Annotated in this window: 1 protein-coding gene; it reads right to left on the bottom strand. The window is 68.3% G+C overall.

Features of this window, described 5'->3' with window-relative positions; genetic code table 11:
• Window positions 1-650, bottom strand: a 650-nt coding sequence (locus N866_RS20720; RefSeq protein WP_155855528.1) for a S8 family serine peptidase, incomplete at both ends; no start/stop codon positions are given.

The raw sequence follows: 650 nt of genomic DNA, 5'->3' as shown, positions 1-650 counted from the left end.
GGGACCGGTGGATCAGGGCTGAGGACAGCACGAGCGCCCGAACAGCCCTCGCCGACAGAGCAGGGTTGGCCGCGAGCACTCGGGCTGCGGCGTGCGTTACGAGTGGCGTGGCATAGCTGGTTCCCGCGCCGACGGCGAGGACTCTGCCTGCGTGCACGCCGTCCGCACCGAGCACACCTGTCGACGGCGCTTCCCGGAGCCGCGCACCGAGGCCCGTGCGCACCGCGTGGCCGCCCGGGGCGGCCAGTTCGGGTTTGATCATGTTCGCCGCTCCCAGCCCTGCACGAGTTAGCGGCGATGGAAGCCCTGGGCCCCCTATAGGGAGTACGTCAACCAGCGAACGCGCCTCCCGCAGACCCTGCCCCTCATCTGCACCAAGGGCACCCACCGTCAGCGCCAGGGCACTCGTGGCGGGATCCAGCAGGCCCGCGTCGCCTTGGTCAAGCAACCGCGTGGTGTAGTCGAAGTCGCCATCCGCGAGGACGTGCTGCTCAGGGGCCATGTTGCCGGCGCTGATCACAACGACCACGTCATTGACCCGTGCGAACTCGTCAATCGCAGCGGCGAGCGGAGTTGGGCGATCGGGTAGGTACGGCCGCCGCGAATCTCCAAGAGAGAGGTTGATGGGCTCTTCGCAGATGAGGGTGTAG

It is taken from the genome of Actinotalea ferrariae CF5-4, from assembly GCF_000603945.1.
Lineage (GTDB): Bacteria > Actinomycetota > Actinomycetes > Actinomycetales > Cellulomonadaceae > Actinotalea > Actinotalea ferrariae.
This window is presented reverse-complemented; position numbering and strand designations above follow the sequence as displayed.